The organism is Bacillus sp. FSL R5-0576 (genome assembly GCF_038004765.1).
GTDB classification, from domain to species: Bacteria; Bacillota; Bacilli; order Bacillales; family Bacillaceae; genus Bacillus; species Bacillus subtilis.
In genome coordinates, this window is sequence record NZ_JBBORU010000001.1 from 3,812,926 (window position 1) to 3,826,156 (window position 13,231).

The window sequence follows — 13,231 nt, forward strand, 5'->3', positions numbered from 1 at the left end:
TGCTTTCATGTAGTGCCGGGACGTTCAACATAAAAATCCCCTTGACATAAATCCATGTTATCAAGGGGAAACAAAGCGGGCTATGTTGTTTTCTTAACGCAGCCTTACATTTTTGTAAGAAATGAAAATCGAACTGATGTCCCTTCACCGAGAGACGAGCTGATGTCCACCGTATGATTGAGCTTATCTGTAATTTCTTTGACGAGATGGAGGCCAATTCCCGTAGATTCTTGGAAACGCCGCCCGTTTTCACCGGTGTAATAAGGGTCAAACACCCGCTTGATGTCTTGCGAGGGAATCCCGACACCGTAATCTTTGACTTCAAGCACCGTCCTGTCTTCATCGCGGAAGACATTCAGCTCAAGTCTGTCACTCTTGCCCGCTGAATACTTGACCGCATTTGTGACCACTTGGCCGATCGCAAATTTGAGCCATTTGGCATCGGTGTAAATCTGATGATCATCGCAAACGTTCATTTTCGGATAAACGCGATATTGAATAAAAAATCGTTTATAGCTTTGAATGACTGATTGGAGAAGCTCGGGCAGGGAAACCGCTTCAATTTTAAAATCCCGTTCAAACAGGTCGAGCCTTGAAGAATAAAGAAGCGTCTCCAGCCCGAATTCAATCTGCCGGACTTCTTTTTTGATTTGTTCAAAAACGGGCTCATCCTCTTCTTGAATGATTAAATTAATGACCGACAGCGGCGTCTTTACTTGGTGCACCCATTGATTCATATACGTCACCCGCGCGTCAAGCTTGGCTTCGGTCTCATGGAGCTTCTGGTGCTGCAGCCGGACCAGCTCCATCTGCTTTTCATACAGCTCTGAACAGAACACTGAAGAACCGAGATACGGGATATCCGTCCCTTCCTGCCCCGAGCTGAGCCAATGATACACGCCGCGTTCTTTGTACCAGCGATAGGCAAGATAGCCCGCCAAAATAAGAAGCTGCACGCCCAATATGTAAAACAAGTGAGAAAAAGAATGAAGACCCGCAAACCAGTAATAAAAGAAGACAAACAGCCCTTGAAGGAGAAAAAGCAGAATCAGCACTGCATGAGACCGGAGAAACAGCTTCATGACTGCGCCCTCAGCTGGTAGCCTTCGCCCCGCACCGCTTCAATAGAAACAGGCGCATTCAGCTCCCGCAGTTTTTTTCTGAGCCGCGTGATATACACGTTAAGTGTATTATCATCGATGAATATGTCGGTGTCCCACGTCTTTTCCATGAGACGGTCCCGACTCGTCACCTTTTCTCCCCGCTCAAGCAGCACTTCCAAAAGCTTGCTTTCTTTTTTAGAAAGCTCGCTTTTTTCATCCTGAAAACGCAGTTCAAACCGTTCCACAAAGAGCTGAACGCCGGCATATTCAACCACTTTCTCTCCCTGCTTTGCGGCGTACTCCCCGTACGCCCTCCGGATCTGGCTTTTGATTTTCGCCAGCACAATATCATAAGAAAACGGTTTTTCGATATAATCGTCTCCCCCGTTTTCAATCGCCATCACCTGATCCATTTCCCCGCTTCTGGCAGAAATAAAGATGATCGGGCTTGTGGAGTGCTGGCGGATCTGCCGGCACCAATAATATCCGTCATATGCCGGCAAATTGATATCAAGCAGCACCACATCGGGCTTTTCCCGCAAAAAGACATCAAGAACAGCTGTAAAATCCGCGGCGACCACTGTTTGATATCCGTATTTTTCAAGGTAATTCTGCAATAGTCCGCGAATGTCTTCACTGTCTTCCACAATCATAATTTTATTCAAACTGAACCACTCCCGTTTCTTACACTGCTGCCATCATCATAATCGTTTTGGGCGTATGGACGCAACACCGCACAAAAAAACCGCCATCTCGGCGGTTTCTGGTCTCTTTAGCCGACCTGCTGCTTAGCTGCTTTACCGGCTGATCCGAACTCTCTCATTTTGCTTCGCACTGTCTCTTCCACGGCTTCAATGCCGGGTGTCAAATAGCCGCGCGGTTCGTACAGATCGCTGTTTTCCTGAAACATGCGGCGTGTTTCGTCTGTCCACGCTACCATACATTCCGTATTGATATTGATCTTCGCGTGGCCGAGTGTGATGGCTTTTTTGATCTGATCCTGCGGAATCCCGGATGCCCCATGAAGAACGAGGGGAATATCAGTCATGCGGGAGATAGCCTCCATTTCCTTAAATCCGAGATTCGGCTCACCCTGATATTTGCCGTGTACAGAGCCGAGGGCGGCGGCCAGCGCGTCGATATTGGTTTCTTTGACGATCCGCTCACATTCCGTGATATCGGCATAGCGGACCCCGCCGACCAGGCCGTCTTCCATTCCGCCGACCGTGCCGACTTCGGCTTCTACTGACACGCCGTGTTTTGCGGCATAATCGGTGACTTCTTTTGTCATCGCGATATTCTCGTCAATCGGCTGATGGGAGCCGTCAATCATCACTGAGCTGAATCCGGCATCAATGGCCTGTCTACAGCGTTCCGCACTGCTGCCGTGATCGAGATGAAGCACGACCGGAACGGTAATCGCCATGTCCTCCATTAACGCGCCTACCATGGCGGCAATCGTTTTAAATCCGCCTAAATAGTCGACCAGGCGATCGGAAGCCGCGGCGATGACCGGTGATTGCTCCTTTTGCGCCGCCTGCAAAATCGCCTTCGTCCACTGCAGGCCGTTGATATTAAACTGGCCGATCGCATACTGCTCCCGCTTTGCATCTTCAAGAAGCTCTTTCATCGATACAAAAGCCATATTCACCCCTCCTTTATCCATTACATGTTGAAGTATTTTGATACGACGTCCACTGTTGTTTTTTTCGCTGTTTGAATGGCTTCCTCAGCAGTCAGCTTATAGTATTCAGGCCGGAAGAGCTCAACCGATACAACATCAGAGAAGCCGATTTCCTTCAGTGCTGATAAGTGGGCATCTAAGTCAATTGCCCCTTGTCCCGGCCATACACGATCCTCATCTGTTAAAAAGCCAATTGGGAAATCTTCTGTATCATCGATATGATAGATGAAGATTTTCTTTCCGTCCGCCTGCTTTAAACTCTCAATATTTGAACCCATTGCATGGAAGTGAAAACTGTCAAGGACAAGCCCGACATTGTCACGGTTAACTGTGTTTACGATCTCATACGCCTGTTCAAACGTATTGACCGTACATTGCGGATGGCCGACAAATTCAAGCGCGATTTTTACGCCGTACGGCTCCGCGATATCTGACAGCTCAGTCAGCACCTCTACACTGCTCTTTTTGATCTCTTCTTTTACAATCTTCTGCTCTGTCACAAGCGGAACGGCCACCACATATTTCACACCGAGGGTTTTGCATGTTTCCATCATGCCTTTAAATTCAGTGATGATCTCGTTGTGGCCCTTTTCATCACGGTTGTTGAAGAAAACGAGTGCGTTTAAGGCAAGCGGTTTGATGTGGTGGGTTTGAAAATATTCCGCAAGGTCATCCAATGAATGGTCTTTTAAGTACTCCGGCAGCTTATCCATTGTACGGATTTCAATATAATCATAGCCATGCTTTTCGCATAGTTCTAAATCCAGTTTAAGGTTTGAATTTTCCAATGTTGTCGCTTCATTAAAACAAAGTTTCATGCCAGACTCCCCCATCTGCGTTTTAGATATGAAGGGAGTTCGGCAGGAAGGCTGTCGCCATATCCCGCCGAACTCCATGCTCAGCTTATGCCAGACCTAATTCTTCTTTCATTTTCTTAAGCATAAATCGGCTTGATTCATCCGCTCTTTCATCGACCCAAGCAAATACGGCATTCGTCGCAATTCCGTCGAACTTCATCTCTCTCAGTTTTCTGAAAATCGTATCAAAATCAACCTCGCCTTGGCCAATGTCCAAATGCTGGTGAACCGTTACTTTCGCGTCAGGCGGATTGACGATGTAGCGAAGGCCATGAGCCGCTTTATGATTATAGGTATCTGCAAATAAAACATGTGTGAGGCGGTCGCCGGCTTCGTCAAACATGGTCTCGATGTCGCCTTTGCCGTCATCATAGAAGAACGTATGCGCAGTCGAGTAGACAAGATTGATCCAATCCTTGTCAAGCGCGCGGATCATATCCATCGCACCTTTGTGCGTTTCGATAAAATCGTATGGGTGGGCTTGAAGATTGAGTTTCACGCCTTCTTTTTCAAAGACTGGCAGAAGCTCATCCATGGATTTGATAAATTTTTCTTCACTTGTTAAAGGATCATATTTCGAACCGCTGAATTCGCTGTTCATCAAATCCACTTCAAGTTCAACGGCAATTTCGATTGCCCGTTTCCAGTTGCGCACTGCTGCCTGGCGGCGGTCTTCATCGGGTCCCGCCCAGTGGTAAAGAGGAAGAAGCGATGAAAGCTTAACACCTGTATCTCTTAAAAGGCGCTTTAATTGTTTGATCTTTGCTGAATCGACTTTCGGATATTTATAAAACGGGCAAAAATCCTCGCGCGGAGACAATTCGATATATTCATAGCCAAGCTCCGCCGTTTTATAGACCATTTCCTCTAAAGTTAAATCATCACGATACATGGATGGATCCAATGCTAACTTCATATTTTCACTCCTCTGTTTTCTAGTTTTGAACTGTTGTAAAAGATTGATAGAATTCCGGTTTTTCCTTCAATTCAACCTTTTCTTTTTGTCCAGATTCCTGGGCTTTTACACACGCGTCAGTCGTGACAGCAGCAATATAGCCGTCCCATGCCGTCGGTCCGCTGACCTCGCCTTTCTTTTGAATCGAATCAATAAAGTCTTGGATTTCCACATCGTACGCAGCGACAAAGCGTCTCTGCCAATCCATCAAAATATCAGTGCTGAATTTGCCTTCTTTTCTCAAGCTGATGCTTGATGGCTCGGGAAGCTTGATGATGCCGTCTTCTCCGACGATTTCGCATTGAATGTCATAGCCGTATTTACAGTTCACATAGATTTCAGCATTGATGACGATACCGCCTTTTGTTTCAATTACGACGATTTGCGGATCTTTTAAATGCGGGAGCGCATTTTTCGATTTTTTCGGGTAGATGACTTGAACGGACTCGTAGTCATCGTTGACGAGCCAGTGCAGCACATCAATTTCATGAACAAGCGTGTCGACTACGGCCATATCGGTTGTGTAGTTATCTCCTACAGTCGGGTTGCGGTGCGCGCAGTGAATCATAAGCGGTTCGCCAATCACATGGTTATCAAGTGCTTCCTTCAGCTGTACGTAACCGCTGTCATAACGGCGCATGAAGCCGACTTGAACAAGGCGTTTGCCCACTTTGATTTCTTCTTCGACGATTCGCATGCATCCTTCAGCCGTTGTCGCGAGCGGTTTTTCACAGAACACATATTTCTGGGCTTTAATCGCTTTCAGCACGCTTGACTCATGCGCAGGCCCCCAGCTTGTCACTAAGACAGCGTCTACATTTTCGTCTGCAAGCAGGCTGTCATCATTCGGATAAACCGTCGCGTTTAATTGGTATTGCTCAACGACCTTTTGTGCAGCTTCTTGATTAACATCCGTTACAGCTACGATTTCTGCGCCGGACAGCTTGTTCGTGATGCGGTTAATATGTTCTTTTCCGATTGCTCCAGTTCCAATTACGCCAATACGTAAACTCATTGACAGCCACTCCTTCTGTTGATTACATAATTTTGCTTTCTGTTCCTTGCTTTACTTGGCTCTGAGGAGATCCGTAGAGTTCCTCTTGAATTTGTTCAAGCGACTTGCCAGACGTATTCGGCGCAAAGAGCAGCCCGATGATCATACTGGCCGTCACACATCCGAGAAGAATTGCAGCCATCGTTCCAATGCCGAAATTGGTGATAATCATTGGGACAAACAGACTCCAAATCCCTATTGAAATACGGACAAGGAAAAACATCAGTCCTTGTGCGGAAGCACGATATTGCGTAGGAAAGATTTCGCTGGCCCATAACTGATAGTTCGCTTGCTGCCCTGCTCCGTTATTGATGCCGATCACGACAATAAACAGGAGCAGAATCGGCAGGCCTTCAACTGGCAGCAGAAACAGTGTCCACCCGATCACCGCCATGAAAGCGGCGATTCCAAATACGGTTTTTCTATATTTGTCGGCAAAGGGCATGAAGATCAAGGCGACCCCCAATCCTGTGAAGATAAACAGCCCCATTTGCAAAAGGTTGGCCATGTTGGCAGATACACCGCCGACCTGCTGATAAATGTATGGCATAAAGAAGCCCATGACCCCGGCGGCTAGGTTCCAAACCAAGTACACACCCATCAAAAACAGTATGCTTTTTAGATACATAGGCTTGAGCAAATCAAAATACGATGTCTTATTCAATACAGCCGGCTTCTCTGCCTGAGCTTCCTCCGGCTGATTTTTTGTCTGCCAGGCGTCTGATTCCGGAAGCCTGATTCTCAGGATGTACGTAATCAGCGCAATCACAAGCAGATGGGCAAATACGATTTTATTCCCCAAGAGTCCCAAGTCACCGGCCAGTACGGAGAGGAGCAGTACAACGACAGCGCCCGCGGCCCAAGCGACTTGTGCTACGCCGCAATGCCTGGCCCGATTCTTCTTTGGCGCATTTTCCGCAATAATGGTCCATGACGCGGTTATGTCAGCTCCTACTGATAAACCGATAATGATGTAACCGCTTAACAACATGGGGAAATTAACCCCGAACAAAACCAAACAAATCCCTAGTGCATAAACCAGCATACTATTGGTATAAACAGCCTTCCGTCCGACTTTATCAGCCAAAAACCCGCCAAGCAGCGCACCGACAGCGGCAGAAATCGCATTTGCGCTCAGCGCGCCAAGCAGCCCGATTTGCGTATCGGATAGCTTAAGGTAACTGACCCATAATGATAAACCGGCGGAGCCTGCCACAATTGAACCGGCATCAATATAGTTGGCCAATGCTGCCGCGATTGTCCGTTTATTGAAGGCTGAATCTCCATTGGTATTGCCCATATGTTCATTCCCCATTAAGCCAGATCCAACAACTGCTGATCAATATAGTTTCTCGCAATCAATGCATACTCCAGCGGGTTTGCAACATCGGGGTCTTGTTCAGCTTCAATGACAATCCATCCGGAATAACTGTGCTTCAACAGCAGCTGATATACTTCTCTAAAGTCAATGCAGCCGTCACCGGGAACCGTAAACATGCCTTTTAAAAATGATTGCCGGAACGATTGTCCTTCGAGCCTGCATTGTTCCATGACATTCAGGCGGGCATCCTTAAAGTGCACATGCTTAATGCGGCCGATATGCTTCTCAAGCATCCCCATGTAATCGCCGTCAGAAATATACGCATGGCCTGTATCATAGAGGAGGTGTACATGCGCAGGGTCTGTTCCTGCCATCAGGCGGTCCACTTCTTCCGCTGTTTGGACACCAGTGCCGAGATGATGATGATAGACAAGCTTCAAGCCATGCTGAGCGGCAATTTCGCCAAGGTGATTCAGCCCTTCGCAAAGCCGCTCCCATTCATCATCCGTAAAGTGCGGCTTCTCTGTGAACACGTTTTTCTCCAAGCTTTGCACGCTGTACGTTTGTTCAGAGACAACTGCGACATCCGCGTTTACTTGCTGCAAATACTCACAATGCAGGGTAAATGTCTTTGCCGCTTCACCAAGTCCGTCACGCAAAATAAAACTGCTGAACCATTTTCCTGCAATGCGTAAGTTCCGAAGCTTCAGCTCTTTGTTCAGGATGGCAGGTTCGGGGAAAAAGCCCCCGACCTCCGTGCCTTGAAAACGTGCGACAACGATATCACTTAACAAATGCTGAAGTGTATTTCCCGCTCCAATTTCAGGCATGTCATCATTCCGCCACCCAATGGGAGCGATTCCCCACAGGATTTCATTTTTGCCCATCTATGGTGCCTCCCCTCTAATACTGCTTCGCAGATTCCAGCTTTTTCTCTTTTGCTTCGTATGCTTTCTGAACGCTTTCTTGTTCAGATACCTCTGCCACCCCGACATGCCACCAGCTGTCATAGCCGTCCGTCATTGTTTTAGGCAGCACCTTCATTTCAATTAATGTTGATACATTCTGTTTCTTCGCATCCTCTAACGCCGCTTTTAATTCTTCTACTGTGTTTGCGCGGTAGGTTTTCGCGCCGTATCCCTCAGCGACTTTCGCGTAATCGACATTCAGGATTTGGTTGTCGTCTGTGCGGAACTCGCAATAGTAGCTGCCGCTGCCGTGATCCATTTGCAGGTTGTTGATGCATCCGAATCCTGAGTTGTCAAAGAGCAGCACATTGATTTTCTTGTTGTATTGAATCGCCGTGATCAATTCAGAATGAAGCATCAGGAAGCTGCCGTCTCCGACGATTGAATACACTTCTCTGTCAGGGTGGGCCAGTTTAAGACCGAGTGTCCCGGACACTTCATAGCCCATGCAAGAATACCCATACTCCAGGTGATACGTATTCGGAACATTAGAATGCCACAGACGCTGCAAATCTCCTGGGAGTGAGCCTGCTGAACAGATGATGACACTGTCTTCAGGAATCGTCTCGTTGATTGTCAGCAATGCCGTTGTTTGCGGAAGCTCCGTATTCAACGCGTCAGCATATTCATTCAGGACCTCTTGAGAAAAATGATGTTTGATTTCCGGATCAAATGCTTCCCGCTTAAACGTCACTTTGCTGAGACGCTCGCGTTCAGCTAGCCATTCGTCCTTCAGCTCCCGAATCGTTGTGCCGAACTCGCTCTCATAGCCTTCAAGCAAGGCATGCAGTTTGCCAAGCGTCACTTTCGCATCTGCTACCACTTGGAATGCATCAAGTTTATACGCCTGCATTCGGCTGACGTTAATGTTCAAAAACTTCGCCTTATCAAAATCAAAAGCGGTCTTAGAGGATGTCGCAAAATCTGTATACCTTGTGCCGATGCCAATAATCAAATCAGCTTGGCGGGCCGCTTTGTTTGCCGCAAGTGTACCTGTGATGCCCATTCCGCCAAGGTTGTTCGCAAAATCAGCCTCAACAGTAGACTTTCCTGCCTGCGTTTCAACTAACGGAATGTTATAGGCTTCAGAAATGGCGACCAATTCATCGCGCGCACCGGAATATTTTGCGCCTCCGCCGACGAGAATCACAGGTTTTTTGCTGGATTTAATCAGCTCCGCCGCTCCTTGAAGCTCGCGCTCGCTCGGCTGCATGCGATCAATATAGTGAACCCGTTTGACGAAGAAACTTTCATCAAAATCGTATGCTTCCCCTTCAACATCCTGAGAAATACAAATCGTTGCCGGACCTGCTTTTGCCGGATCAGTCATGACTTCAAACGCGCGCAGCAAACTGCTCATCAGCTGCTCAGGGCGCGTAATGCGGTCCCAGTATCTCGATACAGGCTTCAATGCATCGTTTGTCGTAATCGCCGCACTGTATTCTTGCTCCATTTGCTGCAGTACAGGGTCTGGCTGTCTTGTCGCAAATGTGTCTGCCGGAATCAAGAGAACTGGGATATTGTTTGCCAATGCAGTGCCGGCTGCCGCCACCAAGTTAGCCGCTCCAGGTCCGACGGATGTAGACACCGCATATATTTTTCTTCTCAGCATTTGCTTGCTGTACGCCATGGCCGCATGCGCCATTCCTTGTTCATTTTTCCCTTGATAGACTTTCAAATGGCCTGCATCCTGCTCAAGCGCCTGCCCGATCCCTAATACGTTTCCATGACCGAAAATCGTGAAGATCCCTTCGACAAAAGGCTCTTCCTTTCCATCTACATGGATGTACTGCTGGTTTAAGAATTTAATCAGCGCCTGTGCTGTTGTTAAGCGAATTTTCTTGCCCACAAACGATCCCACCTTTACTCGATCTTTTTCAATTATGACTGTGCTTCAATAAGCTGTACGATTTCATCAGCAGTCGGCATCGCTTCTGACGAACTGTGCTTGCTCACCACAATGGAAGCTGAAGCACTGCCGTATTTCAATGCCGTTTCGATGTCTTTTCCGGTGACAAGGCCATAGATAAAGGCTGACGCATAGGAGTCACCGGCTCCAAAAGTTTTCAGCACTTTTGTCTTGTACGCTTGAGCGCGGAATACCTCGCCGGATTTGCTGTATGCGTAAGAGCCTTCGACGCCGTGTTTGATGACAACGAGGTCGGCTGAATGGCCAAATAAATGATTGACGGATTCTTCATTGCTTCCGCCTGTGCGGTTTTCCATCACATCAAATTCATCGCGTGTGCCGATGACGATATCAGACTGCTCGGCAACCAAAGAATAATAAACGGCTGTTTCATCTGATGACTGCCACGTATACGGGCGGTAATCCAGTTCGAACACCACTTTAACCTGATGCTTCTTCGCGTATTGAACAGCTTTTAATACCGCTTCCCGTGACGGGCTTTTGGCGAGCGCTGTCCCGGAAACAAGCAGCATTTTCGCATTTGCGATGTAGTCCTCGCTTACATCTGAAGGCGCAAGATAAAGATCCGCCACATCATCGCGATACATTAAAATGCTGCATTCTTCAGGGCTGAGGATTTCTGTAAATGCAAGGCCTGCTTTGTGTCCATCTTGATCAACAACCATCTGTGTTGTATCAACGCCGGTCTTTCTCATATAGGACTCTATGAATCTTCCATGCTGGTCATCTGGAATTTTGCCGATGAAGCCCGCTTTTAAGCCAAGCTTCGCGCTGCCGATCGCGATATTCGCAGGTGAACCGCCGACATATTTCGAAAATGTCATCGTTTCTTCCATTGGGCGGTTGTATTCGACTGCGTTCAGATCAATACATGCCCGGCCGATGGCAACAATATCAAAAGCCTTCTCTTCATTGAATGTATACTTCATCGTAAACAGCCACTCCTCACTTGTTAACGTTCTAAAATCCATTCATGCGCCGGGTCATTATGAAACTTCCATTTCCGCGTCGGCCCTGCCATGACATTTAAATAGTAGGATGTGTATCCGTCCGGCACACCTACCGGGTGGTATCCCGCAGGAACGATGACAACGTTTTCATTTTCTACAGTCATTGTCTCATCAATAGAACGGTCATCTGTGTATATGCGCTGAAACACAAAGCCCTGCCCCGGGTCTAACTCATGGTAGTACGTTTCTTCTAAGAAAGATTCTTCCGGCAAGTTGTCTTGATCATGTTTGTGAGGCGGGTAGCTGGACCAGTTGCCGCTGTCTGTATAGACTTCAACTACTAATAGGCTGTTAGCTGAAGGGTCTGAATCCGGAAGAATGTTATGAACAGTACGTTTGTTTGAAAACTTCCCGCGATGCTCAATTCCGTTGTCTTCCGCTTTGATTAGCTTTGTCGGCAGCTGTTTTTCCGATGGAGAATAGCAAAGCGCCACTCTTGCGTCGCTGACCGCTGTAATCTCAAATGCACGGTCATTTGACATATAGACGCTGTCTGTCGGTTTTCGTTCAAATACGCTTTCACGCGTACCGATATTCTCAAAAGTCGACTCATGGTCCGTCACTGTAATTTTTCCCGTTACCGCCACAATACAGATTTCTTGTTTATTCAATTCTTCTGCATAGCTGGAACCGGAAGCTAGATCTAACACCTTAAACTCTACATAAGTGAGATCAGAGTTGGATTTCGTTACTTCGTGCACGAGTTTGACCCCATTAGACACTTCATGCGACTGCGGCTTACGCAACAAATAACTCATAGAGAAGCCCTCCTCTTTCTATTGGCAGAATGAGTCCGAACAGCGCACATGGACGCCGTTCGGCTGTTCGTCGTTTAGTTGAAATCAGGTGCCGGATATCTTGCCGTCACCACTTTTTTACGTGTATAGAAGTCGACGCTGTCTTTTCCGTTCGCATGCAGCGTTCCAAAGAATGAAGATTTCCAGCCTGAGAATGGGAAGAACGCCATTGGAGCCGGCACACCAAGGTTGATGCCTAGCATTCCCGCATCAATGTTTTCACGGAAGTAGCGGATTGCGTTTGAGTTGGATGTGAACAAGCAGGCGCCGTTCGCAAACTCAGACTTATTGGCGATTTCAATCGCTTCTTTCAGGTTTTTCACACGGATGACAGATAAGACCGGAGCGAAAATTTCATCTTTCCAGATCGTCATTTCTGTTGTGACATTGTCAAAGATCGTCGGGCCGACAAAGTAGCCGTCGTCAGACACATTTTCACGTCCGTCACATACGAGTCTGGCACCTTCTTCAAGACCTTTTTCGATATAGCTGAGCGTGCGCTTCTTGTTGTCTTCGCGAATCACCGGTCCTAAGAACACGCCGTCATCAAGGCCGTTACCGATTTTAATGTCCGCCACTTTTTCCTGCAGCTTCGCCATAAATTCATCGGCGATTCCTTCTTCAACCGTCACAACCGCACAAGCCATGCAGCGTTCACCGGCAGAACCGAAGGCAGCTCCGACGATGTTTGTGACCGTGTCTTCAAGATTCGCATCGTTCAAGACAATCGTATGGTTTTTCGCGCCAGTCAGAGATTGAACGCGTTTTAAGTTTTCGCTTCCTTTTTTGTAGACGTATTCGCCGACTGGCTTGGAGCCTACAAATGAAATCGCTTTAATCTCGGGATGCTCGAGAATGCCGTTCACAACGTCATGCGCACCGTATACGACGTTGAATACCCCTTTCGGAAGGCCCGCTTTTTCAAAAAGCTCAACCAATTTCTCTGTTAACAGCGGAGTTCGCTCAGATGGTTTTAAAATAAATGTGTTGCCGAGCGCGATCGCCATCGGGAACATCCAGCAAGGAACCATCATCGGGAAGTTGAATGGCGCGATTCCGCCGACAACTCCGATTGGGTAACGGTAGTTCGCCGCTTCAACGTCCGTTGCGATGGAAGCAAGTGAGTCACCCATCATCAGGGAAGGTGCTCCAGCGGCGAACTCTACGTTTTCAATCCCGCGTCCCACTTCACCTAAAGCTTCTTTTGTGTTTTTTCCGTTTTCAATGGTAATCAGATGAGCCAGTTCTTCTTTATGCTGGGACAGCAGCTGCTGGAAGTTAAATAGAATTCTGGCACGGCGCGGAACCGCCACCTTCGACCATGTTTTAAATGCTTCAGCCGCTGTTTGCGCTGCGTAATCAATATCTTCTTTTGTAGAAATCGGCACTTGGCATAGCACTTCTTTCGTCGCCGGATTGACGACATCTTCATATTGATCTGTTTTGCTTTCAACCCATTCACCGTTGATATAGTTTTTTAATTTTCTGATTTCTGCCATTCTTATTGCCTCCTTCATTAGTAAACACATACACTTGTATGGATGGTTCAGGA

Annotated in this window: 12 protein-coding genes; all 12 read right to left on the reverse strand. The window is 47.5% G+C overall.

Going from position 1 to position 13,231, the window contains the following annotated elements; all coding sequences use genetic code 11:
• Window positions 1-104: 104 nt before the first annotated feature.
• The 12 genes from yxdK to iolA all read right to left on the reverse strand — a co-directional run bounded on the left by yxdK (window position 105) and on the right by iolA (window position 13,178).
• A complete protein-coding gene (gene yxdK, locus NX903_RS19530) occupies window positions 105-1,082 on the reverse strand; it encodes a two-component system sensor histidine kinase YxdK (protein WP_086344513.1) in 978 nt (325 codons plus the stop codon).
• Window positions 1,079-1,768: a two-component system response regulator YxdJ gene (yxdJ, locus tag NX903_RS19535; protein WP_003243527.1), complete on the reverse strand. Its 690-nt coding sequence runs from the start codon at window positions 1,766-1,768 to the stop codon at window positions 1,079-1,081. The genes yxdK and yxdJ overlap by 4 nt, the downstream gene beginning before the upstream one ends.
• Before the next feature lie 107 nt (window positions 1,769-1,875).
• Window positions 1,876-2,748, reverse strand: coding sequence for a 6-phospho-5-dehydro-2-deoxy-D-gluconate aldolase (gene iolJ / locus NX903_RS19540; protein WP_015250854.1), 873 nt, complete (start codon window positions 2,746-2,748; stop codon window positions 1,876-1,878).
• 20 nt (window positions 2,749-2,768) lie between these two features.
• Window positions 2,769-3,605 carry a 2-keto-myo-inositol isomerase gene (iolI, locus tag NX903_RS19545; RefSeq protein ID WP_015715014.1) on the reverse strand — a complete coding sequence of 279 codons (837 nt, stop codon included), beginning with the start codon at window positions 3,603-3,605 and terminating at the stop codon, window positions 2,769-2,771.
• Between the two features lie 85 nt (window positions 3,606-3,690).
• Window positions 3,691-4,560 (reverse strand): sugar phosphate isomerase/epimerase family protein, encoded by an 870-nt coding sequence (locus NX903_RS19550; protein ID WP_086344514.1) that lies wholly within the window; start codon window positions 4,558-4,560, stop codon window positions 3,691-3,693.
• Between the two features lie 19 nt (window positions 4,561-4,579).
• Window positions 4,580-5,614: a bifunctional inositol 2-dehydrogenase/D-chiro-inositol 1-dehydrogenase gene (gene iolG, locus NX903_RS19555; protein WP_014481414.1), complete on the reverse strand. Its 1,035-nt coding sequence runs from the start codon at window positions 5,612-5,614 to the stop codon at window positions 4,580-4,582.
• 22 nt (window positions 5,615-5,636) lie between these two features.
• Window positions 5,637-6,953 carry a myo-inositol transporter IolF gene (iolF, locus tag NX903_RS19560; RefSeq protein ID WP_029318585.1) on the reverse strand — a complete coding sequence of 439 codons (1,317 nt, stop codon included), beginning with the start codon at window positions 6,951-6,953 and terminating at the stop codon, window positions 5,637-5,639.
• A gap of 14 nt (window positions 6,954-6,967) precedes the next feature.
• Entirely contained in the window at window positions 6,968-7,861 is an 894-nt protein-coding gene (gene iolE / locus NX903_RS19565; RefSeq protein ID WP_003227062.1) for a myo-inosose-2 dehydratase, read from the reverse strand.
• Window positions 7,862-7,877: 16 nt separating this feature from the next.
• Window positions 7,878-9,791 carry a 3D-(3,5/4)-trihydroxycyclohexane-1,2-dione acylhydrolase (decyclizing) gene (gene iolD, locus NX903_RS19570; protein WP_086344515.1) on the reverse strand — a complete coding sequence of 638 codons (1,914 nt, stop codon included), beginning with the start codon at window positions 9,789-9,791 and terminating at the stop codon, window positions 7,878-7,880.
• 32 nt (window positions 9,792-9,823) lie between these two features.
• Complete coding sequence (gene iolC, locus NX903_RS19575) at window positions 9,824-10,801, reverse strand: 5-dehydro-2-deoxygluconokinase (protein WP_086344516.1); 978 nt, start codon at window positions 10,799-10,801, stop codon at window positions 9,824-9,826.
• 23 nt (window positions 10,802-10,824) lie between these two features.
• Entirely contained in the window at window positions 10,825-11,640 is an 816-nt protein-coding gene (iolB, locus tag NX903_RS19580) for a 5-deoxy-glucuronate isomerase (protein ID WP_086344517.1), read from the reverse strand.
• Window positions 11,641-11,714: 74 nt separating this feature from the next.
• Window positions 11,715-13,178: a methylmalonate-semialdehyde dehydrogenase gene (gene iolA / locus NX903_RS19585; protein WP_003243682.1), complete on the reverse strand. Its 1,464-nt coding sequence runs from the start codon at window positions 13,176-13,178 to the stop codon at window positions 11,715-11,717.
• Window positions 13,179-13,231 lie beyond the last annotated feature (53 nt).